The sequence below is a fragment of the Pseudomonas sp. 22490 genome, from assembly GCF_052044465.1.
Lineage (GTDB): Bacteria > Pseudomonadota > Gammaproteobacteria > Pseudomonadales > Pseudomonadaceae > Pseudomonas > Pseudomonas aeruginosa.
Map to the genome: position 1 here is coordinate 14,822 of NZ_JBQENS010000039.1, position 26,144 is coordinate 40,965.

The 26,144-nt window shown below is 60.6% G+C and carries 36 protein-coding genes and 1 pseudogene; 34 read left to right on the forward strand and 3 right to left on the reverse strand.

From position 1 onward, the window contains the following. The first annotated feature begins 23 nt into the window (after nt 1-23). The 14 genes from ACTJJX_RS29975 (at nt 24) to ACTJJX_RS30040 (ending at nt 9,456) form a co-directional block, all read left to right on the forward strand. Complete coding sequence (locus ACTJJX_RS29975) at nt 24-203, forward strand: hypothetical protein (RefSeq protein ID WP_004347955.1); 180 nt, start codon at nt 24-26, stop codon at nt 201-203. Nucleotide 204: 1 nt separating this feature from the next. Beyond that, the gene (locus tag ACTJJX_RS29980; protein WP_003121000.1) at nt 205-339 is read left to right on the forward strand and encodes a hypothetical protein; all 135 of its coding nucleotides are present in this window, start codon (nt 205-207) and stop codon (nt 337-339) included. Nucleotides 340-661: 322 nt separating this feature from the next. Next, nucleotides 662-1,150, forward strand: a complete 489-nt coding sequence (locus ACTJJX_RS29985) for an STY4534 family ICE replication protein (RefSeq protein WP_003448595.1) — start codon at nt 662-664, stop codon at nt 1,148-1,150. Nucleotides 1,151-1,287: 137 nt separating this feature from the next. Then, nucleotides 1,288-1,446: a hypothetical protein gene (locus tag ACTJJX_RS29990; protein ID WP_003121002.1), complete on the forward strand. Its 159-nt coding sequence runs from the start codon at nt 1,288-1,290 to the stop codon at nt 1,444-1,446. Nucleotides 1,447-1,519: 73 nt separating this feature from the next. After that, the gene (locus ACTJJX_RS29995; protein ID WP_003448593.1) at nt 1,520-1,717 is read left to right on the forward strand and encodes a hypothetical protein; all 198 of its coding nucleotides are present in this window, start codon (nt 1,520-1,522) and stop codon (nt 1,715-1,717) included. Between the two features lie 191 nt (nt 1,718-1,908). Continuing rightward, a complete protein-coding gene (locus ACTJJX_RS30000; RefSeq protein ID WP_003121003.1) occupies nt 1,909-2,622 on the forward strand; it encodes a hypothetical protein in 714 nt (237 codons plus the stop codon). Nucleotides 2,623-2,857: 235 nt separating this feature from the next. Further along, entirely contained in the window at nt 2,858-3,208 is a 351-nt protein-coding gene (locus tag ACTJJX_RS30005; protein WP_003099791.1) for a hypothetical protein, read from the forward strand. A 56-nt stretch (nt 3,209-3,264) separates the two neighbouring features. Beyond that, nucleotides 3,265-3,897, forward strand: coding sequence for a DUF3275 family protein (locus ACTJJX_RS30010; RefSeq protein ID WP_003099792.1), 633 nt, complete (start codon nt 3,265-3,267; stop codon nt 3,895-3,897). After that, nucleotides 3,894-4,169, forward strand: a complete 276-nt coding sequence (locus tag ACTJJX_RS30015) for a hypothetical protein (protein WP_003099794.1) — start codon at nt 3,894-3,896, stop codon at nt 4,167-4,169. Before ACTJJX_RS30010 ends, ACTJJX_RS30015 begins: the two co-directional genes overlap by 4 nt. A gap of 69 nt (nt 4,170-4,238) precedes the next feature. Continuing rightward, entirely contained in the window at nt 4,239-4,601 is a 363-nt protein-coding gene (locus tag ACTJJX_RS30020) for a hypothetical protein (RefSeq protein WP_003099795.1), read from the forward strand. 67 nt (nt 4,602-4,668) lie between these two features. Further along, entirely contained in the window at nt 4,669-4,929 is a 261-nt protein-coding gene (locus ACTJJX_RS30025; protein WP_003099797.1) for a hypothetical protein, read from the forward strand. Nucleotides 4,930-5,021: 92 nt separating this feature from the next. Next, nucleotides 5,022-5,627, forward strand: a complete 606-nt coding sequence (locus ACTJJX_RS30030; protein WP_003099799.1) for a hypothetical protein — start codon at nt 5,022-5,024, stop codon at nt 5,625-5,627. Nucleotides 5,628-5,656: 29 nt separating this feature from the next. After that, complete coding sequence (locus ACTJJX_RS30035; RefSeq protein ID WP_003099801.1) at nt 5,657-7,102, forward strand: DUF6094 domain-containing protein; 1,446 nt, start codon at nt 5,657-5,659, stop codon at nt 7,100-7,102. Between the two features lie 104 nt (nt 7,103-7,206). Further along, on the forward strand, nt 7,207-9,456 hold the full coding sequence (locus ACTJJX_RS30040) for a DEAD/DEAH box helicase (protein ID WP_003099803.1): 2,250 nt from the start codon (nt 7,207-7,209) through the stop codon (nt 9,454-9,456). A 320-nt stretch (nt 9,457-9,776) separates the two neighbouring features. Here ACTJJX_RS30040 and ACTJJX_RS30045 read toward each other — a convergent pair whose 3' ends face one another. Then, complete coding sequence (locus tag ACTJJX_RS30045; RefSeq protein WP_003099808.1) at nt 9,777-10,031, reverse strand: hypothetical protein; 255 nt, start codon at nt 10,029-10,031, stop codon at nt 9,777-9,779. A 41-nt stretch (nt 10,032-10,072) separates the two neighbouring features. Between ACTJJX_RS30045 and ACTJJX_RS30050 the strand changes: the two are divergent. Then, nucleotides 10,073-10,246: pseudogene (locus ACTJJX_RS30050) on the forward strand (DUF159 family protein); the annotation flags it as partial. Nucleotides 10,247-10,671: 425 nt separating this feature from the next. Here ACTJJX_RS30050 and ACTJJX_RS30055 read toward each other — a convergent pair. Continuing rightward, entirely contained in the window at nt 10,672-10,869 is a 198-nt protein-coding gene (locus tag ACTJJX_RS30055; protein WP_003099811.1) for a hypothetical protein, read from the reverse strand. A 217-nt stretch (nt 10,870-11,086) separates the two neighbouring features. Between ACTJJX_RS30055 and ACTJJX_RS30060 the strand changes: the two genes are divergently transcribed. From ACTJJX_RS30060 to ACTJJX_RS30105, 10 genes are all read left to right on the forward strand, one after another. Beyond that, nucleotides 11,087-11,779 (forward strand): hypothetical protein, encoded by a 693-nt coding sequence (locus tag ACTJJX_RS30060; RefSeq protein ID WP_003123350.1) that lies wholly within the window; start codon nt 11,087-11,089, stop codon nt 11,777-11,779. A 10-nt stretch (nt 11,780-11,789) separates the two neighbouring features. Further along, a complete protein-coding gene (locus tag ACTJJX_RS30065) occupies nt 11,790-12,542 on the forward strand; it encodes a TIGR03759 family integrating conjugative element protein (protein ID WP_003121010.1) in 753 nt (250 codons plus the stop codon). After that, entirely contained in the window at nt 12,527-13,108 is a 582-nt protein-coding gene (locus tag ACTJJX_RS30070) for a hypothetical protein (protein ID WP_003121011.1), read from the forward strand. The genes ACTJJX_RS30065 and ACTJJX_RS30070 overlap by 16 nt, the downstream gene beginning before the upstream one ends. Beyond that, the gene (locus tag ACTJJX_RS30075; RefSeq protein WP_003121012.1) at nt 13,105-13,605 is read left to right on the forward strand and encodes an integrating conjugative element protein; all 501 of its coding nucleotides are present in this window, start codon (nt 13,105-13,107) and stop codon (nt 13,603-13,605) included. The genes ACTJJX_RS30070 and ACTJJX_RS30075 overlap by 4 nt, the downstream gene beginning before the upstream one ends. An 8-nt stretch (nt 13,606-13,613) precedes the next feature. Beyond that, nucleotides 13,614-13,883 (forward strand): hypothetical protein, encoded by a 270-nt coding sequence (locus ACTJJX_RS30080; RefSeq protein WP_023082675.1) that lies wholly within the window; start codon nt 13,614-13,616, stop codon nt 13,881-13,883. 3 nt (nt 13,884-13,886) lie between these two features. Continuing rightward, on the forward strand, nt 13,887-16,118 hold the full coding sequence (gene traD / locus ACTJJX_RS30085; RefSeq protein ID WP_023082676.1) for a type IV conjugative transfer system coupling protein TraD: 2,232 nt from the start codon (nt 13,887-13,889) through the stop codon (nt 16,116-16,118). Beyond that, a complete protein-coding gene (locus tag ACTJJX_RS30090; RefSeq protein WP_009316301.1) occupies nt 16,118-16,864 on the forward strand; it encodes a TIGR03747 family integrating conjugative element membrane protein in 747 nt (248 codons plus the stop codon). The genes traD and ACTJJX_RS30090 overlap by 1 nt, the downstream gene beginning before the upstream one ends. Before the next feature lie 17 nt (nt 16,865-16,881). Next, nucleotides 16,882-17,373 (forward strand): hypothetical protein, encoded by a 492-nt coding sequence (locus tag ACTJJX_RS30095; RefSeq protein ID WP_023980742.1) that lies wholly within the window; start codon nt 16,882-16,884, stop codon nt 17,371-17,373. Nucleotides 17,374-17,613: 240 nt separating this feature from the next. Further along, on the forward strand, nt 17,614-19,095 hold the full coding sequence (locus tag ACTJJX_RS30100) for a UvrD-helicase domain-containing protein (protein ID WP_012076865.1): 1,482 nt from the start codon (nt 17,614-17,616) through the stop codon (nt 19,093-19,095). A 130-nt stretch (nt 19,096-19,225) separates the two neighbouring features. Next, entirely contained in the window at nt 19,226-20,335 is a 1,110-nt protein-coding gene (locus ACTJJX_RS30105; RefSeq protein WP_012076866.1) for a hypothetical protein, read from the forward strand. Nucleotides 20,336-20,379: 44 nt separating this feature from the next. On the opposite strand, the gene ACTJJX_RS30110 is transcribed toward ACTJJX_RS30105, so the two are convergent. Further along, nucleotides 20,380-20,691 (reverse strand): DUF2845 domain-containing protein, encoded by a 312-nt coding sequence (locus ACTJJX_RS30110; protein WP_003117074.1) that lies wholly within the window; start codon nt 20,689-20,691, stop codon nt 20,380-20,382. A 172-nt stretch (nt 20,692-20,863) separates the two neighbouring features. On the opposite strand from ACTJJX_RS30110, the gene ACTJJX_RS30115 reads away from it, so the two are divergent. From ACTJJX_RS30115 to ACTJJX_RS30155, 9 genes are all read left to right on the forward strand, one after another. After that, the gene (locus ACTJJX_RS30115; protein ID WP_012076867.1) at nt 20,864-21,163 is read left to right on the forward strand and encodes a hypothetical protein; all 300 of its coding nucleotides are present in this window, start codon (nt 20,864-20,866) and stop codon (nt 21,161-21,163) included. Nucleotides 21,164-21,256: 93 nt separating this feature from the next. Further along, nucleotides 21,257-21,595 carry an RAQPRD family integrative conjugative element protein gene (locus tag ACTJJX_RS30120; RefSeq protein ID WP_012076868.1) on the forward strand — a complete coding sequence of 113 codons (339 nt, stop codon included), beginning with the start codon at nt 21,257-21,259 and terminating at the stop codon, nt 21,593-21,595. Next, on the forward strand, nt 21,592-21,831 hold the full coding sequence (locus tag ACTJJX_RS30125) for a TIGR03758 family integrating conjugative element protein (protein WP_012076869.1): 240 nt from the start codon (nt 21,592-21,594) through the stop codon (nt 21,829-21,831). Before ACTJJX_RS30120 ends, ACTJJX_RS30125 begins: the two co-directional genes overlap by 4 nt. Before the next feature lie 17 nt (nt 21,832-21,848). Further along, the gene (locus ACTJJX_RS30130; RefSeq protein ID WP_012076870.1) at nt 21,849-22,205 is read left to right on the forward strand and encodes a TIGR03745 family integrating conjugative element membrane protein; all 357 of its coding nucleotides are present in this window, start codon (nt 21,849-21,851) and stop codon (nt 22,203-22,205) included. A gap of 10 nt (nt 22,206-22,215) precedes the next feature. Next, on the forward strand, nt 22,216-22,602 hold the full coding sequence (locus tag ACTJJX_RS30135; RefSeq protein ID WP_012076871.1) for a TIGR03750 family conjugal transfer protein: 387 nt from the start codon (nt 22,216-22,218) through the stop codon (nt 22,600-22,602). Then, nucleotides 22,599-23,258 carry a PFL_4703 family integrating conjugative element protein gene (locus ACTJJX_RS30140; RefSeq protein WP_003156959.1) on the forward strand — a complete coding sequence of 220 codons (660 nt, stop codon included), beginning with the start codon at nt 22,599-22,601 and terminating at the stop codon, nt 23,256-23,258. The genes ACTJJX_RS30135 and ACTJJX_RS30140 overlap by 4 nt, the downstream gene beginning before the upstream one ends. Next, nucleotides 23,255-24,139 carry a TIGR03749 family integrating conjugative element protein gene (locus ACTJJX_RS30145; RefSeq protein ID WP_320535527.1) on the forward strand — a complete coding sequence of 295 codons (885 nt, stop codon included), beginning with the start codon at nt 23,255-23,257 and terminating at the stop codon, nt 24,137-24,139. Before ACTJJX_RS30140 ends, ACTJJX_RS30145 begins: the two co-directional genes overlap by 4 nt. After that, the gene (locus ACTJJX_RS30150) at nt 24,123-25,628 is read left to right on the forward strand and encodes a TIGR03752 family integrating conjugative element protein (RefSeq protein WP_012076873.1); all 1,506 of its coding nucleotides are present in this window, start codon (nt 24,123-24,125) and stop codon (nt 25,626-25,628) included. Before ACTJJX_RS30145 ends, ACTJJX_RS30150 begins: the two co-directional genes overlap by 17 nt. Then, nucleotides 25,606-26,049 carry a TIGR03751 family conjugal transfer lipoprotein gene (locus ACTJJX_RS30155; RefSeq protein ID WP_012076874.1) on the forward strand — a complete coding sequence of 148 codons (444 nt, stop codon included), beginning with the start codon at nt 25,606-25,608 and terminating at the stop codon, nt 26,047-26,049. The genes ACTJJX_RS30150 and ACTJJX_RS30155 overlap by 23 nt, the downstream gene beginning before the upstream one ends. Nucleotides 26,050-26,144: the final 95 nt, after the last annotated feature.

Below are 26,144 nucleotides of genomic sequence, written 5' to 3' on the forward strand. Positions count from 1 at the left end.
TCCGGCATTTTTCGAGGAAAACCATGGGTTCCGCAAAACTTTCCGCAATCGCAGAAGATCTACGCAAGATTGGAACCACGGCGGTAGCCGCTGGTTTGATCGGTATTTTTCTCGGCGAGCATCGCATCCTGACTGCCCTTGCGCTGTCGGTAGGTGTGGTAATCTGGTCTACAGGTATCTACCTGACTCAGGAGGAATCTTGAGATGAGCCAAACGACTTTCGGCGTGATCATGCTGACCGCCTTGCTTGTAGTGTGCTTGTCGATGGCGGCCTGGGCCGATTGGCCCAACCTCAAGCGCAAGCTTACGAAGTTTAACCATCGGCACCGCCCGCACTGACCTCAAGCCCCTCCGTGTGAGGGGCTTTTTCATTCGCGGGGGCTTGACAACTGCAACAGGCCTTTTCATTCTTTGCACCGTGAGCTGCTGACGTTGTCGGCAATCCTCCCCCAGTAGTCATGATCTGAAAGACTACGACACGGATTTCCGTGTAGATCGAACCCAAGATCGCACCAGCTTCCGGTAGCGCGATCAATCAACCACAGGTTGATGGAAGCCCTCTCCCTCAGATTTACCTCCCAATACCGACCCATGCGGGGAATACTTTTCCCTGACGGGCAAGGTGTTTCTCCGCTTTCGCTTACGAAACTGGAGAACCATCATGAGCAACAACACCCAAGCCCAAGAAGCCAAATATTTCGACCTGCACACCACCGGTATCGGCTACCTCAATCGCATCCGCGAAGTACCGATCCGCCGAGGTGAACCGTTCCTCGCCGCTACTGTTGCTGCCCTCCATGGCGCGGCAGACAGCGTGGAATACTCCTACATCGATTGCAAAGTGGTCGGCGCCCAAGCTGAAAAGCTTGTCCGCCGTTGCAAGGAAGCAGTCGAGGCCGAGAAGAAGGTGCTGATTTCTTTCCGTATCGGCGACATCTGGGCGGATCCCTTCACCTACGAGAAAGGCGAGAAAAAAGGCCAGTCCGGCGCAAGCCTCAAAGGCCGGCTGCTCTTCATCTCCTGGATCAAAGTGGATGGCACCACCGTCTACGATGCGAAGGAAGAAGCTGAGAAAGCCCAGCAAGGCCAAGGCGAACCGCAAGGTGAACCCGCAGCCCCCGCTGAGCACGCTGAACAAGCCGCTGCTTGAGCACGGCTTGATCGAATACCGGCCCTCATCCCGAGGGCCTTTCACTACCTACGCTATGCGCCACTCTTCATCGCATACCCACCCGGGGGGCACCATCTCCCCCAGGGCGTGGTGTTCTCCATTATCTGGAGATCATCATGAGCAATATCCAAATCGTAGATCTGCCCGCCCTGCCGGAAGTAGAGGAGGTTAGCCTCAGCGACGTCGAGGACGAGCTGCTGCTCAGCAGTCAGTTCTGCAACTTCGCCTGGCTGTTCCTAGCCAGCAACAATGCCCAGGTATCTGCCTTGGCCTAACCGCCAGACATTTCCCATTTAGGGGACCTCAGTCCCCTTGGGACTGGTGTTTCCTACCGAAAGGAGAATCACCATGCAATACGGAAAGCGGGCACTCGCCCATCTTCGTCTCGAACTGCCGCTGCAGGTTCTTATGTCCAACGCCGGCTTTTATATCGGCACCCTTGATGAAGAAGGACCAGCTTCGCGCGAGTCGGTTGAATACTACCCCTCCCGCGAACTTGCCCAACAGGCATTAGACAACGGCACGTGGTCGCAACGGGAATATTAAGTTTTACCCTTTTGCCTATGTGCCTCTGCTAATTCAACCCAGACGGGGTCATCCCCCTGTCGGGTGGTGACTTCTCCGAATTGCGTTAACCGCAACGACTCTACATCACCAGGGCGCTTCGGCGCCCCTTACTTCCCCTGGAGGTCCATAGTCTCTAAGGGCATGGGCTTCCCGGCTACTGGAGATACCCCATGACTCAATATAATCCGTTTATCCACGGCTATACTGACTTCAGAATCGAGCGAACGCTACAGATAACATACGAAGATGATTGCCCCCCCTGCTATCGCGCGTTGCATCCATCGCAGCAAATCCTCTCCGATACTCAACTACAGTGCTTTCCATGCATCTTCAATGACGACTTCGCCCTAGTTACTGAAGGTCGAGAGATCGATACTGCACTTTCTGACCGCTGTCCTTACAACGGTCTGGTGCGCAATGTGCTCTACGGCATCCTTGCCGAGCAGGACGGTCAGCAAAAGCACATAGGCGATCTGTATTCCTTGGCCGAAGCCCAGAGTGTCGTTCGTCACCTTTCGTTCGGTGGCGGTTACAACCGCTGCTGGGAGATCAGAAAAACACATCTACCCATCAGCGCGTGGAATAGCCTCTACGAAAGGTTCTCGACCAAGATGCCAATCCGCTTGCCCTCGGTGTTGGTATCGCTCTTCTGGTGTAACGAGCACGGTGCGGTGGGCTTTCGCTTGCACAACACCCCTTGGACGGATGAGTGTCTGGAGATCCTGGAGATGACCGCAGCCGCTCTTCGACAAGAACAGCTTGCCTTCGGCCTCGACGAACACCTGGTCGATCTACTTCACCTCGCGGGACAAGCAGACATTCGGTTCCTGGTACTCGATCCATTCGCGCCCACGCTTAAGGGCCTGCCACTTTATGACGATTGAGCAATCCGGCCGGCGGGACATCCCGCCAGCCCTCGAATTCGAATTGGCTCGCTGTCGTTGACAGCGCCTCCCAAGGAGCCAGGGTTTAAGGCTCCGGCGCGCAAGCGCTAACCCACCCAAGACCGCCACAGCACTCGGCAGCGCGGTCGCATCACGCAAGTGATGGAGTGCATCCTACCCACCCACGCGGGGACCTCATCCCCGCGGGAGAGGCCTGCGTATTCGGAGACCTCTCATGACCTCTCTCAACAACCACTCCAGCGCAGGCCACACTGCTGCGTACCTCAAACTCCCGATCGTTCTCACCAACGCGGCCTGGCTGCGCCTGGTCTATCTCGCCAACCCTGCCAGGGTCGACGAGATGGGCACCCGGCTGGCCAGTGTCGTTCAAACCGCCTGGCAGGAGCTTTCGCTCCAGCCGACCGCGAAGCACATCCAATTCCACCTGTACCACAAGGAGGAAGAGGGGCAGGACCGCGCGCTCGCGCTGCTGGTCCTCTCGATAGTCGAGCCGTCCGATGAGCCTTCCTACCTGCGCATCGAGCTGCAGGAAGAAAGCCTCCCGGGCAACCCGGATACCGAGTAGTTCTCCCCTCACCACGATCCCGCTTCGGCGGGATCATCCTTTTCGCAGGTCACGCCATGATCAACATACCCGGCCAGTTGGCCATTCGAACCATCAACGGTCGCAATGGCGAGTTCAACGTGGGAAAGCTCTCGACCTCGATCGGGGAGTTCGTCATCAAGGACGCTCTCCTGGACCAGCACATCGAAGGCAAGTACCGCGGTGATTTCGCCATCACCGAGATCCGTCCCTCCTACTACACCACCGGCGGCCGGCTGGTCGTCGAGATCCGCGCAAAGCTGGACAGCATGACGCTGGACGACGTGGACAACCTCAGCGACGAGGAGGCAGAGCGTCTCTCTGGCAATGAGGTGGATCCGCTCGACGAAGTGCCCGCGATCCAGCAGCCCACAGTAGCCCCGGCGGTACCGCCGAAGTCGCCCCAGAAACCGAAGCCTCTGCGCCCCGCTGCAACAGGGGAGGACGCGCCTTTCGGTATGTCCCCTCCGGCTCCTGCAGAGCAGGCCGCCACTCCGGACACAGACGCAGATGCAGAGCTGTTCGGGACGGTCTGGCCGCTAGGCGAAATCGTCAAGCTGGACACCACGGTCGACCGCAAGCGGCTACGTCAACAGTGCGTGCGGCTCGGCGCGCTGGGCTATGAGCTCGACTTCAAACAACAAGTGTGGACCCGCAAGGAGGCCGCATGAAATCGATCTACAACACCCCAGGCTTCAGCGAGGAGTTGTTGCTGGTTTGCGCCTCGCTGCGCGAGGTCGGACTGGACAATCTGGCTGACCAGTTCCGCGATGCAGTGTTCGACCGATCCGTCGTCGACCAGGCCATCATCGCACTGCGTGAGCGGGTGAAGACCCCTTCGCCGGAGCATGCGGCCGACAACGAGCCATGGCTGTACTGCGACTGGCAGGCCAGGCAAACAGCTTACCGGCTCCTCCAGCGCCTTGAGCGCGCAACACGCTGAAGCATCACCCTACCCACCCCTGCCGGGTTCTCCCGTCAGGGAGACCTGGCCAACCACAGGAGCACACCTATGGGATGGCTTTTCTCACATCAGACGAAGGAAGACCTGCTGCGTGAGCTGCTGGCCCCAACCAGTACTTTCGCAGGCAGCACCAAGGTGCTGGCACACGCAGTCTCCGGCAATGAACTTTGGACTGTCGTAAAACGAACCTTCCACCTTGCCGGATTCTATTTCGGCAAGCCGGCCGGTCACTCGATCACCATGATCGAGCTGCACTTGCTGGACTGCTCGGCCGGGCAATGGGGCTACAAGACCATTCCAGAAAGTGCCGGCCCGTTCTACTACGGCTGTCCGCTGGAGTTCCTGGACCTGGCTCACGATGAGGTCAACCAGGAGTGGCGTGAACGTCTGACGCACGAACACCAAGCCTGACCGCACCAACCACTTCCCTTGAGGGGCGCCCTCGAGGGCGCTCCTCGTCTACCACCAGGAGCGCACCATGAACCCGCTGTTCACCAACCTCACCCAGGAAACCCTCGCTTACCTCGAGGACCAACTGTCCAACAACGACGTCGCCGGCGACGACGAGCTCATCGACCTGTTCATCGAGGAGCTGTCGCTGACCTTGGAGCAGGCGGAAGCGGCTGTCGCGCTACGCGATCAGTACCTCTGCCAGGTCTTCCTGGTCGGCCAAGGGCCGCTGCACCGTCCTGAAGCCGATGGGCTCAGCTTCGACCCTCACACCAAGAGCGTTCGGTGACCACCACGCTCCCCTGCACCAGTTGGACTACACCCCCGAGGGGCTTCACCGCCCCTCGAGGGCGGCGTGGCTCCTCCTTCAAGGAGGTTCCTATGCCCAGTCCCACCCCGCTCTACCAGATCGAAGAATGCCCAGACCTGTACGTTGACGCCTGCGTGTGCGACGAGCAGCGCAACCTGGTCTTTCTTTCGGCCTGGGGCCGCGACACCGTGACACAAGAGTTCCTGGCCAGGCTGACGCTGGACCGGGAAGAAAATGGCATCGACCATTTCCACATTATCGTGGACGGCCGGCGCTTACCTGTCTTCCCAAACCAGGATCTCCTGGAGAAACGCACCACCCGCCAGTTCCGCGGCACGTTGTTCGGCAGCCTGCTCAACCTCTGGCTGTTCGATCGGCGCGCCTCGGCGCCCGACCGAGGCAATCACCTCGCCTTCGCACTCCTGCAGCGCGATGAGGATCCACACCAAAGGCTCTGGCCGCTGGTGATGGAGACCTGTCCGCTCCCCCTCCTGCAGCACTGGCGCGAGCCAGTGATGGAGGTCCTCACCCAGCACCAGATGTTGACCGCCCTGCCAGGGACGATCGGCAACGTCTGCGCCTGGCGACTCGCCCTGCGGGTCGACGTGCTCGAGCCCACCCTCGGTGAGCTGATCCGCGAAAGCATTCTTACCACCGATGCTCAGGCACAAGCCTGAGCCATCCCTCTCAGACTCAAGGAGGCCCCATGGCCCTCATGTTCCCGCGCTTGGCGCGCAACTTTGCACGCAACGGCTACTTCCCTACCGATGAGGTCACCCTCGAACGCGCTCTGCAAGCCCTCGCTCCCGCCCCGTCGGGCAGGATGAGGATCTGTGATCCCTGCGCCGGTGAGGGGGTTGCCCTGGCTGAGGCAGCACACATCCTCGGCCGCGACAAGGTCCAAGCCCTCGCTGTCGAGTACGACCGCGAGCGCGCCGACCATGCTCGAGGCTTGCTTGAGCGAGTGCTGCACAGTGACCTTTTCGACACCATGATCAGCAGGCAGTCGTTCGGACTGCTCTGGCTCAACCCGCCTTATGGCGACCTGGTGGCGGACCACTCCGGTGCGTCGCAGTACCAGGGCAGCGGCCGCAGGCGTCTGGAGAAAGCGTTCTACCAGCGCTGCCTGCCGTTGCTGCAGTACGGCGGCGTCATGGTCCTGATTGTTCCTCACTACGTCTTGGACGATGAGCTGACCGGTTGGTTGAGCAACCACTTCACCGGCCTGCGCATCTACGCAGCCGCGGATCCTACCTTCAAACAGGTGGTGATCTTCGGCATCCGGGTCCGTCGACAGGACCTGGCCCGGGCGGACGCCAATCAGGTGAGGTCTCGCCTGCAGGCGATCGGCGCGGGCCAGGAAAAGGCCGAGGAAATTCCAGCGGCTTGGCCGTGGGAACCCTATGTGGTTCTGCCGGCCACCAGCGAGCTGGAGCACTTCTATCGAGTAACCCTGGAGCCGGAGCAGTTCGCCGGCGAGATCCAGCGGCTGCGAGGTCTCTGGCCTGACTTCAACCTGCACTTCGCGCAAGCGGGGCTGCAGCCCCGCCCACCAGTCCGCGAGCTGTCTCGCTGGCACCTGGCCCTGGCCTTGGCCGCCGGCGCGATTTCCGGCGTCGTGCGCTCGAAGTCGGGCCGGATCCTGGTCGTGAAGGGTGACACCTACAAGGACAAGGCCCGCAAGACCGAATTCACCGAAGACGAAGACGGCAACATCACCGAGGTGAGGATCCTCACAGACCGTTTCATCCCGATCATCCGGGCATGGGAAATGACACCCTCCTCGGTCAATCAGGGCCGCGTGCTGACCATCAGCTCGTCGGCTGCGACCACGGAAGAGGCTGAAGAGCCCCAACCTGAGCCGGCCCCCGAACCGCTGCTGTTCAGCCCTGGCCAAGTCGTAATGACCGCTGCCGTGAGCCACCTGGTGGAAACCGGTCAACTCAACCCAGCGCCTTTGCTGAACCGCCATCTGGCGGGAGATTGGGGGACGCTGGACCAGGAAGACTGGAACACCAACCAGAGAGCCCTGAAGTTCGGCGATAGGCTGCTGTCGTCCTACGACATCGATGCCGGCGGCGAATCCAGGCTCTGGATCATCACCGAGGCAGACCGCAGCTCAACCACGCTTTTGCTCCCTAGCGACTACTGACCTCGCCCCCACGGCGATTCCTTCCACTCCACCCTGCAGGGTATGGCGATACCCGAAAGGGACGTGCATGCCCTGCTTTCTTCCTTCACCTGCAGGAGATGCACATGAACGCTCAGACCCAACCGGCCGCCCTGGCCGCCTCCTCCCTGAACATCAACCTGACCGACTTCATCGACGAGTTCGGCGACGAGCTCCTGGAGTCGCTCAATCGCTCCAACCCCCCGGTCTATACCGGCTCCGACAACGCTCACCGCCAGTTGGTGATGGACCGACTCAAGCGCAAGCCCTTCGCGGCCCAGGCCGAGGTCGTCCAGGCCATCACCGCCCTGCTGCTGGACCGTAACGAGCAGGCCGGGATCATCAACGCCGAGATGGGCACCGGGAAAACCATGATGGCCATCGCTGTCGCAGCGGTCATGCACGCGGCCGGCTATCGCCGGACCCTGGTTGTCTCTCCGCCGCACCTGGTCTACAAGTGGCGCCGCGAGATTCTGGAGACCATCCCAGCCGCCCGCGTCTGGGTACTCAATGGCCCAGATACTCTGCTCAAGCTGCTCAAGCTACGAGATCAGATGGGCGACGCCTACGACGGACGCCAGGAGTTCTTCATCCTCGGCCGCGTGCGGATGCGGATGGGTTTCCATTGGCGGCTCGCCTGCTGGAAGAAGCGCGCCGCCGGCGGCCAATTGCTCGCTGCGTGCCCGGATTGCGGCCAGGTCCTCGAGGACCTGGAAGGCAACCTGGTCACGGTGGAGGAGTTCGAGCGTGGTGACCGTCGACGTACCTGTTCCTCCTGTCGTGGGGCGCTCTGGACGCTGATCCGGCCAGGCAAGCCTGACGGCGGCAACCGGCGCGCAACGATCCTCAAGTCGATGTGTCGGATTCCAACCATCGGCCCGGTCAGGGCGGAGCGCCTGCTGAACGACTTCGGCGAGGACTTCCTGGCCACGATGTTGGTGGACAACGTCTCGGAGTTCATCAACCTGATGGACGCCAAGGGCGACTTCGTCTTCAGCGATCGGCAGGCCAAACGCATGGAGCGATCGATGGCGAACATCGAGTTCGGCTTCGGCGAAGGCGGCTACCAACCGACCGAGTTCATAAAAAGACAACTTCCCAACGGCTACTTCGATCTGTTGGTGGTGGATGAGGGGCATGAGTACAAGAACAGCGGTTCGGCCCAGGGCCAGGCCATGGGCGTTCTCGCAGCCAAGGCACGGAAAACCGTGCTGCTGACCGGAACGCTCATGGGCGGCTACGCCGACGACCTGTTCTACCTCCTGTTCCGCATCCTCACCCAGCGCATGATCGAGGACGGCTACCGGCCCAACGCGCGTGGCAGCATGGCTCCAGCAGCCATGTCGTTCATGCGCGACCACGGCGTGCTCAAGGACATCTACACCGAACGCGATGGTGACTCGCACAAGACAGCCCGGGGCAAGAAGCTCTCGGTACGCACGGTGAAGGCTCCCGGCTTCGGCCCGAAGGGCATCCACCGCTTCGTATTGCCGTTCACCGTGTTCCTGAAGCTCAAGGATATCGGTGGCAACGTACTGCCCGACTACCAGGAGGAGTTCGTCGACGTGCCGATGGCGCCTGATCAGGCTTCGGCCTATCAGCGCCTGGCGGCCACGCTGACAGCGGAGCTCCGCCAGGCTCTGGCGCGACGAGATACCACGCTCCTGGGCGTGGTCCTCAACGTGCTGCTGGCTTGGCCGGACTGCTGTTTCCGACCGGAGATCGTCAAGCATCCGCGAAGCCGGGACACACTGGCCTTCGTGCCAGCGATCTTCGGCGACGAGCAGTTGATGCCCAAGGAGCAGGCGCTGGTGGACCTCTGCCTCGAGGAGAAAGCGAAGGGCCGCAAGGTTCTGGCATACACCGTCTACAGCGGGACGCGCGACACCACGTCCAGGCTGAAGAAAGTGCTCGAGCAATCCGGGCTGAAGGTGGCAGTGCTACGTGCTTCGGTCGATACCGCTCGACGCGAGGATTGGATCCTCGACCAGGTCGATCGCGGCATCGATGTGCTGATCACCAACCCGGAGCTGGTGAAGACCGGGCTGGACCTGCTGGACTTCCCGACCATCGCGTTCCTGCAGACGGGGTACAACGTGTACACCTTGCAGCAGGCCGCGCGGCGGTCGTGGCGGATCGGGCAGAAGCACCCGGTGCGGGTGGTGTTCTTCGGCTACGCCGGCAGCTCGCAGATCACCTGCTTGCAGTTGATGGCGAAGAAGATCGCTGTGGCTCAGAGCACGTCGGGAGACGTTCCCGAGTCAGGTCTCGATTCGTTGAACCAGGACGGGGACTCGGTGGAGATGGCGTTGGCACGACAACTCATTGCAGCATGAACTCATAGGCCACCTTCGGGTGGCCTTTTTTTATATCAGCTTGGACGTACAGCGCCCTTGAGTAACTGCCAAGACAGTAAGACAGCATCATCCGCCCCAACCTCCTTTGCCGCCCAGCGCTGGACTGCCTCAATGTCAGTGTCGTATTCGATGGGGAATTCAATGTCTATTTGTCTCGTATGCCTGTTGGAAAGCCCCTTCCCCTGGCGCACGGACATGAAATGGACGTGGTATCGCGGCATGGCCCTTTTCTCTCCTACCTAGTGACCGTTTTATATTCAGCGAATAGATCGCCAGCAAACTCACGTCGCTTCCCTCAATCAGTTTGCCGCTGCTGGCGATGGTATGCGCCGGTATTTTTCGGCCTCGTCCAGCTGTTTGGCCAGGAGCATAACATCGGCCTCATACTCTGCGATTACCTTGTCACGCACGGCCACCGGGCCGAACCACAAGATAGCGAACGTGAAAATACAACCCAGGACGAAGGCCGGCATTGCGACCATGAAAACCCAAGCCTGGCGGCTTGGCTCTTGGTTCTTATTTTCCGTGAGCCTGGGGTAGAACTGCTTAGTCATGAGCATTTTCCTCGGTAATCAGACCTTTGCCAACTCGCCCTCCAGAACTCGCAAATGAGTGGGTCGATGAGGCAACCACGCCCGAACGGGCAGAGCAGATGGTACTGCAGGAAAGTGAGGCTCCAGAAGTGTTCACCTGGTATCGCGTCGACCGCGCGGTCGGCAATGTTCGCAATCAAGGGGTACACCTCATAGAGCCTCAGCGGACCGGGTAGGCTTAGTTCAACTATCGGCTGCCAGGAATTGCAGGAGGAAGTATCTGGCGATGAATCGGGGCGTTATCCTTCCCCTGTCGCCAGCGACGAAGGTCCTCGCTCACCCAATCATTCAGTGAGGCCGCGGACAAGGTTCCCCCATTCTTCAGGTAATATGCAACCTCCGCCATAGCTTGGTGATAGCCGCGCCGGTAAGTACCCTCTATTTGTGAATCGGCAGGACCAATATCTGAGCCTGGCCCCAACTTACCATTAACCATCCTCTCGAGAAGACTGTTTTCACCACTCATAATAACCCCCTATGGTTATAAATCAGTTTTACAAGCTTGATACAACCAAGGAACCTTAACCATTTTTCTCAATGTTCTTCAAGTGCATCAAGGGAGCAATTCGTCATAGCTTAATTCCTAGGAATAGCCTTTCAGTCAACCTATAGGCAACTGGCCGAGCACCAAAAGCGTGCTCAGTGCATGGTAGCGAGCCAGGTATTCGCTCCATGCCTCATCGACGTGCGCGCTCTCAATCCCTGCCTCCCTCTTGCGATAAAAAGCAGCCACGGCGGCCAGTTCCTGGCGCGCTATATCGATGATGGTTTGTTCGAGCTGGGGAAGGTCTGTATTCATGGCCTAGGGCTTCCTCGAAGCAGTGTTAACCAGAAATGACGCAGCCTGGATGCGTGTGAAGGGCACCCAGAGTCGACTGATCTTCGCATAGCGAATCAGGCCCGGCGATTCGCCAGAATCCTATCCAAAAAAATCCCACCCCCACTCACCGAGTATTTCCTACTGCCTCAATGGGGGCAGTCTGAGAGGGTGTCTCTGGCTTCGCGCGAGGACACTCATGAAACGCCCATCCCCTGCATCAATGATTCTTGGCCTCTGCTTGACAGCAATGGCCGGCCTGCTGGGCTACCAGCAGTACCAACTCATTCAGCTCCGATCAGGCGTGGACAGTGCCGCGGAAAAGACCTCGCTAGAGGCGATCCTGGCGCGCTTGAATCGAGTCGACGAGCGCCTCGACGCCGTGGATGGACAGCACCTGGTCAGCAACGAGGACTTCCGCTCAGGCCAGCAGGCGCTGTCCAACCGCATTGACGCCGCGCAGGCCTTCGCCAAGCAGGCCTCCGACGCCGTCGAGAACCTGGCTCAAACCACCGCCTCGGCCGGCGATCTCCTGGTGCTCAAGGCAACAGTGGAGACGCTGGACGGTTCTGTCCGCACGCTGCAAGAGAAGCAAGCCAAGGCTCCGCCGCTGATCGTGCCTCCACCGAAGCGCGGTGCCTTCCCTGTCAAGCCCAAGCCGAAACCCAAGCCGATCGAGCCTCCGCCCTTCTCAATCCTCGGCGTGGAGTATCGCGGGGGCGAACGGTTTCTGTCGGTTGCACCTCCGGGATCCACCCAGCTCAGCCAGATCTACCTCATTCGCCAGGGCGATGCCGTCGCCGGCACGACCTGGCGCCTGACCGACCTTGACGATCGTACCGCGCACTTCGACGTCGCCGGCGCCTCGCGCAGCGTCCGCATCCAACCATAGGACCCCGCACATGAACAGAACCGTATCGCTCCTGTCCGGCCTGGTGCTGCTGAGTTATCCCGCAGTCGGTCAGGAGGCTGCGGCAAGCCGAGAGACCAGCAGCCAGCTGTCCGGTAGCCAACTCGGCACGCTGAAACAGCAGACATCTCAGAGCGACCTGGCCCAGGAGTGGGGACTGAACCAACAGGAATGGACCCGCTACCAGACGCTCATGCAAGGCCCCAGGGGCGTGTACTCGCCTGGCATTGACCCGCTGACTGCGCTGGGCATCGAGGCGCGATCGGCAGAGGAACGGCGGCGGTATGCCGATCTACAGGTCCAGGCCGAACGGCGCCGGGTCGAGAAGGAACTCGCCTACCAGCGCGCATACGACGAAGCCTTCGCCCGCGCCTATCCAGGCGAGGGGGTGATCCGCCTCACCGAAAGCAGCACGGCCAACCCGTCGGGCACCCCGAACATGAGCCCAGCGTTGCAGAGCAGCGGGCGCCTGGCCCTGTTCGTCCAGGACAATTGCACCGCCTGCATCCAGCGGGTCCGCGACCTGCAGCAGCAGAACAAGGAGTTCGACCTCTACTTCGTCGGTAGCCAGAACGACGCAGAGCGAGTGCGGCATTGGGCAATCCTCGCCGGCGTCGACCCGAAGAAGGTTCGCAGCAAGCAGATCACGCTCAATCATGACGAGGGCCGCTGGATGGCCCTGGGACTGGGCGGGGCCCTTCCCGCCCTGGTCCAGGAGGTGAACGGCCGATGGCAACGTCTGTAATCCGCGCCCTCCAACTGGCCGCCCTGCTGGTCCTGGCCAACATCGCTCAGGCCGCCGTGGATCCACCGCCGGCGTATAAGCAGATCGCCCTGCCCAAAGGGGTTCCGGCCGAGGTGCTCTACTCGGTCGCGCTGACCGAGAGCAAGGTCCTGCTGCGCGGCGAATACGTTCCCTGGCCTTGGACATTGAACGTCGCCGGGAAATCCTACTACTACGCGACCCGCACCGCCGCCTGCACCGCGCTACTCGCGGCGATCAACCTCTACGGGGCCAAGAGCGTCGATTCCGGCCTCGGCCAGGTCAACATCGGCTGGAACGGACATCGTTTCTCCAGCCCCTGCGAGTCCCTGGATCCGTACAAGAACCTGGACGCCACCTCCGACATCCTGATCGAGCAGCGGGACGCCCTGTATGCATCCGCCCCGGGAAGACCGGTGGACTGGATCCAAGTTGCCGGCCGCTACCACCGCCCCGCCGGCGGCGCGCCTGCCGCCAAATACCGTAGGACGGTATCCCGCCACCTTAGCCAAGTCCTCGGCGTCAACCTACTGGTGACCAATCCATGAAGAAGATCCTTGCCACGCTGGCATTTTGCACGGCGTTCGCGACTCAAGCCTGGGCCGCCGGGCTGATCGTTGTCGAAGACCTGGGCGGCGCCTCGGCGCTCCCCTACTACCAAGGCCTGGATCCGCAGCCATCCGCTGCCGCACCAGGACCTGGCGACCTGGGCGTCCGTGGCTCAGGTGCGTTTCCAGTTCGCTCCGCCCGTCTTTCGCCAGGACAGGTCCAGGGGCGCGCCATCAACGCTCCAGGCCTGCAACCGCTGTTCCTGGTCGGCGACGACACGCTGTCTCAAACCTGGCTGAAAGAGCGAGGCGACGAGCTCCGAGACCTCCAAGCCGTGGGCCTGGCAGTGAACGTGGCCAGCGAAGCGCGCCTGACGGAGATCCGGGCCTGGGGGAAAGGACTTCAGATATTGCCGGCGCCGGCGGACGACCTGGTCGACCGGCTAGGGCTGCAGCATTACCCCGCCCTCATCACATCCACCGCCATCCAGCAGTAGGAGTCCTCATGACTACTCATCTGATCACCCTGGTCATCAAGCAGCCGAGCGACGCTCAGGCACGCCAACTCATGTACCAGGAGTTGCTCGGCCTGATCTCACGCTACGGCGGTGAGGTGACGTCCAAGGCCTTGGAGGACGAGTCGACCCTCTGCGAGCTGCTGGAACAGATGCTGCCTGATGATGAGGTAGAGCAAGCCAGGAAACAGGTGCTGGAACTTCATGCCAAGCGCCGCCAACCGGGCCGCCTGGACTCGCCGGCGAGCCTGAAGGTGTAACCCATGGCTGGCCAGTACCCGCTGGAAGCGCTCTTGCGGCCGGCCGTGGAGCTCTACACCACCACCGTGTGCTTCACCGCGGCCGCGCTCTGTATCGTCGCGCCGTGGACGTTCGCCCTCACTCCGCTGTTCGGCATCGTGGCCGCACTGGGCTTCGCCTGGCTGGGTATCGTGCGGCTGAAGCAGGCCGGCGTGGTGCTCCGCTACCGGCGGAACATCCGCCGACTGCCGAAGTACACGATGACCAGTGCCGAAATGCCGGTCAGCAACGAACACTTGTTCATCGGCAAGGGCTTTCGCTGGACGCAGAAGCATACGCAGCGCCTGGTAGATACCTACCTGCCCCAGTTCGCCTCCTACGTCGAGCCCTCGCCGCTCTACGAGCGCGCGCGCCGGCTGGAGAAGCAGCTTGAGTTCGCCCCCTTCCCTCTGAAGCTGGTCGCCAAAGCCACTGCCTGGGACGTGGCCTGGAACCCCGCACGGCCGCTGCCGCCCGTGGGCGGTTTGCCTCGGCTCCATGGCATCGAGCCGCGCGAACAGGACGTAGGCCTGCAACTGGGCGAGCGCGTCGGCCACACACTGGTACTCGGCACTACGAGGGTGGGTAAGACGCGACTCGCGGAGCTGTTCATCACCCAGGATATTCGCCGTACCCACTGCCGGGGCCGACGCCGGCGGGCGAAGATGGGCCGGCGGACCCAGACGGTTCACCACGGCCACCGGCGCCGGCGCGCAGAGGAGCAGCCGGACTACGAGGTGGTGATCGTCTTCGACCCGAAAGGCGACGCTGACTTGCTGAAGCGTATGTACGTGGAATGCGAACGTGCCGGCCGCCTCGATGAGTTCTACGTGTTCCACCTCGGCCACCCTGACCTGTCGGCACGCTACAACGCCGTCGGCCGGTTCGGCCGGATCTCCGAGGTCGCCACCCGCGTCGCCGGCCAGCTCTCCGGCGAAGGCAACAGCGCGGCGTTCCGCGAGTTCGCCTGGCGGTTCGTCAACATCATCGCCCGCGCGCTGCACGCGCTGGGTATCCGCCCGGACTACCAGCAGATCCTCCGGCACGTCGTGAACATCGATGCGTTATTCGTCGAGTATGCCCAGAAGTACATCAGCGAGCACGACCCGAGGGCCTGGGACACCATCATCCACATCGAGGGCAAGCTCAACGACAAGAACGTGCCATTCAACATGAAAGGGCGGCCCTTCCGTGTCGTGGCCATCGACCAGTACCTGACACAGAAACGCATCGCCGACCCGGTCATGGAAGGCCTGAAGAGCGCCGTGCGCTACGACAAGACCTACTTCGACAAGATCGTGGCCTCGCTGCTGCCGCTACTGGAGAAACTCACTACCGGGCGGATCTCGGAGCTTCTTTCGCCCAACTACGCGGACCTCAACGATCCGCGACCGATCTTCGACTGGATGCAGGTCATCCGCAAGCGCGCCGTGGTCTACGTCGGCCTCGACGCACTATCGGATACCGAGGTCGCCGCCGCGGTGGGCAACTCCATGTTCAGCGACCTGGTCTCGGTGGCGGGTCACATCTACAAGCATGGAGTCGATGACGGCCTGCCCGGCTCACTCGCCGGCGGCAAGGTCCGCATCAACCTGCATGCCGACGAGTTCAACGAGCTGATTGGCGACGAGTTCATCCCCATGGTCAACAAAGCGGGCGGCGCCGGTGTGCAAGTGACGGCCTACACCCAGACCATGAGCGACATCGAGGCCAAGATCGGCTCCCGCGCGAAGGCCGGTCAGATCATCGGCAACTTCAACAACCTGTTCATGCTGCGGGTGCGCGAGACCGCCACGGCCGAACTTCTGACCAACCAGCTCCCCAAAGTCCAGATCTACACCAGCACGCCAGCGAGCGGCGCCAACGACGCGATCAACAACAAGAAGGCAGCCTTCACCTCCAGCTCACACGACCAGGTGCAGATGACCAGCGTGCCGATGCTCGAGCCGGCCCACATCGTTGGTCTGCCCAAAGGACAAGCGTTCGCGCTACTCGAGGGCGGCAATCTCTGGAAGATCCGAATGCCGCTGCCGGCGGTCGATCCCGACGAGGTGATGCCGAAAAGCCTGCAGGAGCTGGCTGCCGGTATGCGCAAGGGCCAGGCCGCAAACAGCGAGTGGTGGGAGGCACCGGGATACTCCGCCCTGCAGGATGGTCTGCCCCAGGACCTGGTCGACGATTTCCGTCACCTCGGCGCCGGTGAGGATGCCGCCTGATGGCTGAAGTCACTCAACGTGCAGAGCAGCAACAAGAGAGCCAGAAGACCCTTGTCGGCACCATCATCAGTACGCCCTTCCAATTTCTCGGCGTGATGTTCGGTTCGCTGGTCGGCGCAATCATCGTGGAGTGGGTTTGCCTGTATTTCTTCTGGCCTGACGCGGGCTGGAAGCATGCCCAGGCCATGTTCGAGTACGAACTCAGTTGGCTGTCGCAGGGGCTGCTACACAGCGTCGTCGTGCAGGAGCCAGGTCGAACCGCCACCTGGCTGGCCCAGTTGGCCTATGACTGGTTGTTCGTGAAGACCGGGATAGTCGACTGGATGACCAACATGACCACCATCGCGCAGGCAGGGCCACGGAGCCCTCTGGACGTTCGCTATCTCACCGCCCAGGGTGTCTCCACGCTGCAGAACTACGGCCTGGCCGCGCTGTACACGGTGCTGACATTCGTCGTGCGCCTGGTGATTCTGGTCATGACGATCCCGTTGTTCCTGATGGCCGCGTTCACCGGCCTGGTGGACGGCCTGGTGCGCCGGGACCTGCGCAAGTTCGGCGCCGGCCGGGAGTCCAGCTACCTCTACCACAAGGCGCGCGGCAGCATCATTCCGCTAGCGGTCGTCCCTTGGACCCTCTACCTGGCGATCCCCATCAGCATCAACCCCTTGCTCATCCTGCTGCCCTGCGCCGCGCTGCTCGGCGTAGCGGTGTGCATCACAGCATCCACCTTCAAGAAATACCTCTAGTCCTCGAGGAGACGCTCATGGCCCTACCGCTGAAACACCTCTTGCCTTCGCGCGACACGGCTCTACACGCCAGTTGGATCACGCTGACTGTCCTTGTACTGCTGCTTTCAGCGGCTGTACTCATGACGATGGGCAGGCTCAAGGAGGCCGGCACGTATTGGCAAGTTCTCGTTGAAGTCGCCCTGGTATTGCTGTCAGTCCAATGGTTGCTCACCGCAGCCTGGGTTCGAGTTGGTACTCGTCGTGGTCCATGGACCAGACAGGCCGTTTTAACTCCGCTCGCCTGGCTCAGCGTGACCTCGGTTCTATACGTCTATGCCGTGGCACAGGTGATAAATCGGTTGATTCCAACAATGGAGACGATAGTCCCCCACGCTACTACAGGGGCCGCCGAGGGTGCGGCATTTCTCACGCTATGTGCCGGATTTTCACTATGCCTGGCGACTATGACAATGGTCATTACGCACCTTTGCTACCTGTGTATTCGTCACCGGCGCACTATCGGTTGAGCACCTCGAACCAGTGAATCAACCAAGGCACAGCATGTGATCTCAACTCGCTAGATGAGAACCACGCGACAGCAAAAAGCAGAATCAAAAAGATCAACGCAAATCGCCAAATTTTCATTTCGATGCCTTCAGGGAGACGAACGACAAATGATGCCATGCCCTGACTAGCTCCACAGCCACAGCCCCCTGTTTAACCAGACACCTACCAATCTGGAAGCCCTCGTATCTCCGGAGACACCTATGCAGTGGACTCACGAACAGTCACCGATCATCCAGTCGAAGGCATCGAAGATCCTGGTGCGGGCCTTCGCCGGCACTGGCAAGACGACCACCCTGGTGGGCTTTGCCAAGGCGAACCCTACCCTGAGAATCCTCTATCTCTGCTACAACAGCTCGGTGGAGAAAGCCGCGAAGGGCAAGTTTCCCCGCAACGTAGTGTGCAAGACCGCCCACAGCCTGGCTCATGCGGTGTACGGCATCCAGTACGCCCACAAGAAGACGAAGAACCTGCGTCTGACCGATATCGCCCGCGGACTCGATACCCAAGACTGGGAGTTGGTACGTGACGTGCTGGCCACGCTGAACAACTACATGGCCAGCGCCGACGCGGAACTCGGCCGACCGCACTTCCCGCGCTTCCGCGACAAGGCGTTCCTCACCAGTGCCCAGGAACGCTTCCTCAAGCAGGGCCTGGACATGGCGCGAGTAGTCTGGAGGCGCATGGTAGATCTCCAGGACACCGGCATGCTGATGCCCCATGACGGCTACCTGAAGCTGTATCAACTGAGCAAGCCCGATTTGAGCCAGCGCTTCGACTGCATGCTCCTGGACGAGGGACAGGACATCAACCCAGTGATCGCGGACATTGCCCACTGGCAGCGCATCAGAATGGCTATCGTCGGCGATCCCCACCAGCAGCTCTACCGGTTCAGAGGCGCGGAAGATGCCCTGAACAGCGACTGGATGGTCGGCGCCGAGGAGCACTACCTGACCCAGAGCTGGCGGTTCGGCCCCGCGATTGCGCACGTGGCCAACATCATCCTCTCCTACAAGGGCGAGACACGGAAACTTCAAGGATTGGGCCCGCAGACGCTGGTGAAAAAGTCCCTCCCGGCGGACCTTCCTCACCGCACTTTCATTCACCGCACCGTTATCGGCGTCATCGAGAATGCCCTGCAGCTGGTCCGCAATCATCCGGAGCCCAAATTCCACTGGGTAGGCGGTATCGACAGTTACTCGCTGCGCGACCTGGAGGATCTGTACGCATTCAGCCGAGGCCTACGCCAAAACGTCCAGAACAAGAAACTGCTCCGTGACTACCGCGACTACACCCAGTACGTGGAGATCGCCGAGATCAGCCAGGACGGTGAGATGCTTCGCTCGATCAAGATCATATCGACCTACCCTGATCTGCCTGCGCGGATCCTTGAGCTTCGCTCACTGACCCTTGACGATGAGCTGGACGCAACAATCACCCTGACCACCGCACACAAGGCCAAGGGGCTGGAATGGGATTTCGTTTGCCTGTACGACGACTTCAACGCGGACCCGCTGTCCCCCGACACCGACCCAGGCAAGCGCGACGATGAGTTGAACCTGATCTACGTCGCAGTGACCCGAGCGATGAAGATCCTCGCCATCAACAGCTTGGTGCTGTCGATCATGCAGCGGTACGTGGACGACAGACAACTGAAGGAGCAGATAGCTATCTGTAAAAAATGACTCAAAAAATGATATTGGTCACAGCGAATGCCTGATATTGACATAAGGCAAAGAGATTTGTAACCAACTCATTCAGCCTAGGAAGTACTCACACCAAGACTTTAACGTTAGGTCACAGCGGAGCATTGAGATGAAACTTATCCTTGATTTCGACGGACGCCTTCTAAATCCAAGCAACATGCTAGAGGCCCTATCAAAAGCAGGAAAGAATACAAGCATCAGCATAAGCAACGCGCAAGCACTAAATATAGACACTCTTCTCAAGGCAACAACCGCTGCAGAAAACACAAAAAACCTCTCAACAACTTTCAACGGCGCAGAGCTGACTGCTAACAACCTTCAGCAAGTCATAAACTCAGCAGGATCACTAACCAGAGTATCCACAATAGCCGCACAAGCCATCAATATAAACACACTTCTTTCCGCAATATCTACAGCAGGCAACTCAAAGAGTTTTAGCGCAGAATTCAATGGAGCCCAACTCAGCAGCGACAACCTACTTAGAGCAGTAAATGCGGCAGGAACAAACACTAGCATAAGCGTCAACACCGCACAAGCGGCAAATATAACCGCCCTTCTTCAGACTATTCATGCAGCAGGTAACACAAAAACATTCAGCGCAGAGTTCAACGGCGCTCAACTTACTTCAAACAACATTCAACAAGCTTTAGACGCCGCAGGAACCCGAACATCCATTAGCGTCAACACTGCTCAGGCGGTTAATATAAGCACCCTGCTAGCCCTCATCAATTCTGCCAAAGACACGAAAAAATTTAGCGCCGACTTCAATGGTGCACAACTAACAGCAGACAACCTTCAGCAAGCGATCAGCGCTGCGGCCTCGGGAACCAGTATCAGCGTCAACACCGCTCAAGCGGCGAATATATCCACCCTTTTACAGGCCATCAACATCGCGGGCAACACTAAAAGATTCAGCGCCAACTTTAATGGTGCCCAACTCACTTCAAACAACATCCAGCAGGCGCTCCGAGCGGCAGGATCAAACACATCAATCAGCATGAACTCCGCACAATCCGCCAACCAAAGCACTCTACTTGAACTTCTAGACATAGCAAGTTCCAGCAAGCAATTCCAAGCCAATTACAACGGCGGCATGTCTAATCCGAGCAACCTACAACAGATAGTTTCTCGTGCAGGCGCTAGTACAACCGTGTTTATTTCCGACGCACAAGGCCTACCAATCGCAAATATCCTTACCCTTATATCATCTGCCGGATGAGACTTATAGCCGTGGATGAAAAACACACCATCCACGGCTATACCCTAGTCCATACTGCCTTTTATCTGAACTAGCCTTCCATCGACAAACCTAAGCTTCTGGTACCAACCATTCCTTGGTCCGTATACCCAGTTTTCGACAGTAGCAGCCCCCCGCACTATATAGCCACTACCATCCACTGCGGGCCCTTCAACTTTACGGCTATCAGGGTTGCCGCACTTCCTAAGCACATCATCAATCAAGTCACCCTCACTAACAATTGCCGACCCGCATCGTAATGTAGCGGCAGCCACCCCATAACTGTCCAACATAGCAGCCATGGCTAGCAAAACTCCAATAGAGATGTTTCTAAGCATCAGCCGTCTCCCTTAGAAATATATATGAAATATACACCCAGACGTCCATACGTGTCTCTAAACCCGCCAACCACCAGAAATTCACTGGTGCTAGGCCTAGTATTTTCGGTTGAGGCCCTCCTCCTGCTCTTGAAACCGTGCGGTTCGACCCGAACCGCTCCAGGAGCACGTCATGAAGCAGACCTTCGAATACCATGTCGAGAACATCGATATTCCCTACAAAACTCTCACCAAGGGCGTCGCGATGTTCAAACACAAAGAAGAGACCTTGGAACCCGACGACCACGCCTTGCTCAACCCTCTGCGCTGGGCCGAGGTCGTGCGTCTGGGCCGGGAAGGCTGGGAGCTGGTGAGCGTTCAGCCACTCATGCGGGGCGTAACCGAGATCGGCAATCAAAACGCCCAGGGCTGGGCCTGGGGCATCGCTCTGCCCGTCAGCTACCTGCTGTTTTTCAAGCGCGCAACCTCATAAAAAAATACCCCGGACCCGCGCCGAGTATTTCTTGCGGAATGGAATCAGGGCGATCGGCAAGCTGATCGCACCCTGATCTGCAAGAGATTCGCCGTGAACACTCCACATCAACCCCTTCGCCGAACCTGCCTGGCCGTATTGGCCTGCGGTGCGCTGGTCGCACAGGGAGCCTTCGCAGCGAGCGCCTCCGAGCAGGCGAACCTGGCGGTGATGATCCGGCAGCTCAATGCCCTTGAGGACACCGCCCGCCGCAGTGCCCAGGGCGCCGATGAGCCCGGACAGCGCTTCTACTTCGACTACTCGCGCCTGGCCGCTGACCTGCAGCGCATCCGCCAAGGCCTGCAGGACTACATGACCCCCAGCCGCGCCCAACCGCGTGACCCTTCAGACCTATCTGGGAATTACACCCTGCGCGGAGGGCCGATGCCGTGAGCATGAGCGGAGCCCAGACATCAGCGTTCCAGGCCGCCGCTGGCTTTCCTCCATCGGCCGGCGAGGGGCTGTTCATTGGAGCAGCGATGACCTTCCTTCTGCTGTGGTCCGCCTGGGCGATGTACAGCACCTGGCGCGGCTGGGCCACCAACAACCTCGACAGCGCCACTGCCGGCGCTTCCGCGATACGGATCTTGGTCCTCCTCGGCATCACCTCCTTCATCCTCCTCAGCTGACCCATACGGAGACACTCATGCTGAAATTCACCCTCCAGAAACTGTCCACCCTCTGCCGGCGCCTGGCAGCCATCTCTTTGGCATTCCCAGGTGTCGCCTTGGCTGCACTCCCCAAACCCGAGGCACCTACCCGTGGGGAGGGCTCGGGGATCATGCAAACCATCCAGAACTTCGGCTATGACGGAGCAATGCTCCTCGCGCTACTCATCTGCGTGGCTGTCTTTCTGGGAGTCTCCTGGCATACCTACGGCACCTATCACGCCATCCATGATGGGAAGAAGAAGTGGTCGGATCTCGGGGCAGGCGTGGCCGTAGGCATCGGCCTGCTGATCTTGATCATTTATCTCGTCACCAAAGCCACCACCATCATGTAAGGGCCTTCCCATGCCCGAAGAACATCTGTTTCAGGATGGGACCCTCAGCTTCCTGCCGACCCGTTTGAACCGGCAACCGGTGGTCATCGGCGGCCTGACCGCAGACGAAATGTGGATCACGGTCTTCACCAGCGGAGCAGCCGGGTTCGCTCTTGGCATTCCAGCTGCCTTGGTCGTAGGTAACGCTGCCTGCATTCCACTGGGCGCGCTGCTGGTTGGCGCCCTCGGCCTGGGTATCGGCAGCCGCGTCCTGCGGCGGATGAAGCGGGGGCGGCCTGACACCTGGTTCTATCGCCAGGTGGAGCTGGCCCTCTCGCTGCGCTTTCCCGTCTTCGGCAACCGTCACCTGGTGACGCGCTCCGGCGCCTGGACCAGTCGACGCACGGAGTCCCCATGAGTTTCAGAAAACACACCGCGCAACAGCAGGCTCACATCAACACGTTCCGGTTCATCACCGGCTTCTTGTGCATGGTCATCGTGGTGCTGGCCTACTGCGTCTGGGAAGCCCGCAAGGACCTCTGGATCCACATTCCGCCCGACTTGCGTTCAGGGAGCACCCGGTTGTGGTGGGACATTCCGCCGGAGAGTGTCTATGCATTCGGCCTCTACATCTTCCAGCAGGTACAGCGTTGGCCCAAGGACGGCGAGGTGGACTACAAGGGAAACCTGTTCCGCTACGCCGCCTACCTCACTCCCTCCTGCAAAGTCTTCCTGGAGAAAGACTTCGAGTTTCGTCGTAACGCCGGCGAGCTCAGGGGGCGCGAGCGCACCACCTCGGAAATCCCCGGTCGGGGCATTGGCGAGAGCGATGGCCGCGTGATCCAGCACTCGATCAATGACTGGACCGTCAACCTGGACATGGACAGCACGGAGTATTACGCCGGCGAGAAGATCAAGCGGGCGCTGGCCCGCTACCCGTTGCACGTCATCCGCGCCGACGTCGACCCGGAGACCAATCCCTTCGGCCTGCAGTGGGACTGCTACTCCGACACGCCTCAACGTATCGAACTCGAGGAGCCGGCCGCCCCCACCAAGCGGGAGGGAGGTCTATGATCCGGAAGTCGACAGGCTCGCTCTTGCTAATGCTTGCCCTACCCACACTGGCCCACGCGATGGAGATTCTGCGCTGGGAGCGCATTCCGTTGGCCATTCCATTGACGGTCGGCCAGGAACGCATTGTCTTTGTCGACAGAAACGTGCGAGTTGGCGTTCCTCGGGATCTGCAGGGCAAGCTGCGCGTCCAGAGTACCGGCGGCGCACTCTACCTGCTCGCCAACGAGCCGATTCCTCCAGCGCGCCTGCGCCTGCAGGACGCGACCAATGGCGAGCAGATGCTCATCGATATCGCCGCCTCCGAGGCAGCGGCCGATCAACAGCCGCGCGAGCCGGTCAGGATCGTCGCCGGCGAGCCCGTGGCTCCGCACTATGGCCAGCCCCGGGAAGCCCAGCCATCGGCAGCAGCGAAACAGACCGCGCAGGCAGAAGCACCGAAGGCCGTGCCGCGCGAAACGCCCGTCCCCGTGGTTCTGACGCGCTATGCGGCGCAGATGCTCTATGCCCCACTTCGCACGGTGGAACCGGTGGATGGAGTCGGTCAGGTGCGCGTCAAGCGACAGCTCGACCTGAATACCCTGCTCCCCAGTCTGCCCATCACGGCTACCGCCTTGGGCGCCTGGCGGCTGGACGACTACTACGTCACGGCGGTGAAGCTGCAGAACGCCAGCGCCCAGCACCTGGCCCTGGATCCCAGGGACCTGATGGGCAATTTCATCGCCGCAACCTTCCAGCACCCGTACTTGGGACCCCGGGGCGACGCTTCCGACACCACCACCGTGTATCTGGTGACGCGCGGCCGCGGCCTTGCCGACGCGCTCCTGCCCTCCGCCATCAGCCAGATCGATCCCAAAGGAGGCCGTCGTGGCGCTGACCGGTAATCCCCTCCTGAAATTGCTGGTCATCCCCGTCGTGATCGGCGCCATCCTGATCGGCGTGAGCATGATGGGCAAGAAGGAAAGCGCGCAATCACAAGGCGCCGCAACCCCGACGGTAACGTCGGAAGAAGCGGCAACCCTGGGCATCGACGGCGACACACCCGCCGACACACTACGCACCATCGTGGCGGAAAGCCGGCAGCTCAAGGACCAGATCAGCAAGGTCATCCAGGAGAATGACTCGCTCAAAGCTGCCAATGAGAACCTGCAGGGCCGCCTGCGCAGCATCGATCAGAACATCGAGCAGAAGCTCAACAACACCGCCCAGGAGCTGCAGCAACAGCAGGAGAACCGTAGCCAGACGATCCTGGACCAGGTACAGAAACGGCTCGAGAACCTAACCCACGTTCCCGAGGCCGGCGACACCGACCTGCCCGTAGGATTCGGCGTGCGACCAGAGGATGGCCAGCACTTTCAGGGAGCGGGCTCGTCTTCATCGGACATCGTCTGGATCGAGCCCCAGGACGCCCGCGCAGTCGATGCCAATGGCCAGCCGCTGGCCGCCGGCTCCACCACCCAACCGAGCGGATTCAGCTTCCCGACCTCCTTCGGCAATGCGGTCGATCGCGGCCAGAACGCGCTGGAGCGGATCGATGACGGGCTGCACCCCGTCGGCCAACAGCGATCCGACCTCGAGAACCGCAAGCTCGTCCGCAAGACCTACACGCTGCCGCAGAACTCGACGCTCATGGGCTCGGTGGCCATGTCTGCGCTGATCGGTCGTGTGCCGGTCGACGGGACGGTCAATGATCCTTACCCGTTCAAAATCCTCATAGGCCCGGACAACCTCACCGCCAACGGCATCGAGCTGCCGGACGTCGCCGGCGCGGTAGCCAGCGGGACCGCCTCGGGCGACTGGACACTCTCCTGCGTGCGTGGGCAGATCCGCAGCCTCACGTTCGTGTTCAACGACGGGACCGTGCGCACCTTCCCGGCGCCGGCCGAGGAGGTGAATGACAACCAGAGCAACAACAACCAGACCGCCAGCGCCGACCAGAAAACCATCCAGGGCGGCCTCGGCTGGATCAGCGACCCCTACGGCATCCCCTGCATCGCCGGTGATCGCCGATCCAATGCCAAGGAGTACCTGGGCAATCAGAGCCTACTCACGGCTGCCGGGGCCGGCATCGCCAAGCTCCTGGACGCCGACGAGAACAACACCAGTACCGTCTTCAGCGGCAACGGCACCAGCTTCGGGACGACCGGAACCAACAGCAACTCGGCCCTCAACAGCATCCTCTCCGGCGGCGTCGGCGATATCCGGCAGTGGATGAACAAGTTGTACGGGGAGGCCTTCGCCGCCGTCTACGTGCAGCCAGGTGCGCGGGTCGCCGTGCATCTCGATCAGCAACTGGCGATCGACTATGAACTCAAGGGCCGCAAGGTCGATTACAGCTCTGGAGCCGCTCATGCAACAGCAGACTTGGACTAACCCCCTTCTTCGTCTCTGCGCCGGCCTGGCCTGCGCGCTGGTTCTGGCAGCGTGCTCCACCAGCAAGGAGGAGATGCTGCCCCACGGCGAGGCCAACATGCTCGACGTCTGGGAGCGAGGTGCGACCAGCTCGATAGGCAACAGCCGTGGCCGGCTGCTCCTCGATGCCAGGCAAACGCTGCGGCGCCCAATCGATCCGCAGCAGGCTGCCTCCGCGAATGACCAGGCCGACTACACCCGCACGGCCAGCAACGAGATCCACAGCCAGTTCAAACGACTGCCCAATCCCGACCTGGTCATGTATGTGTTCCCGCACCTGGCCGGCAGCGATCCCGCCCCGGTCCCGGGCTACACCACCGTGTTCCCCTTCTACCAGCGAGTCCAGTACGCCATGCCGGGCGAGCGCACGGAGGCCTACTGATGGAATTGCTTCAATTTTTTCGCCGCCGCGCCCAAGGACATGACGCGGCTATTCAGGAAGGGCAGAACACCGCTCCACAAGAAGCCAAAGTCCAA